Below are 253 nucleotides of genomic sequence, written 5' to 3' on the forward strand. Positions count from 1 at the left end.
GCCGACGGCGACAACGATCCGGACTGGCTGGCCGCCGATCTTCTGGCGCAGGCCGAGCACGACCGCGCCGCGCAGTCGCGTATCCTCACCGACAGCGAAGAGCTTGCCGCCCGCGTCGAAGCCGCGGTGGAGCGCCAGCTCGCCACGCTCTCGCGCGCCGAGACGGCTCGCGCGAGCTGGGCCGAGTTCGGCGCGGTGATCGTGGTGGAGGACCTCCTGCGCGACGCCCCTCCCCTAGCCGACCGGATCGCCG

General features: G+C 73.9%; 1 protein-coding gene. It reads left to right on the forward strand.

The window, feature by feature from the left end; all coding sequences use genetic code 11:
- Positions 1-253, forward strand: a 253-nt coding sequence (locus tag MN204_RS21955) for a histidinol dehydrogenase (RefSeq protein ID WP_249873002.1), incomplete at both ends; no start/stop codon positions are given.

It is taken from the genome of Oceanobacillus saliphilus (assembly GCF_023522835.1).
Lineage (GTDB): Bacteria > Bacillota > Bacilli > Bacillales > Amphibacillaceae > Oceanobacillus > Oceanobacillus saliphilus.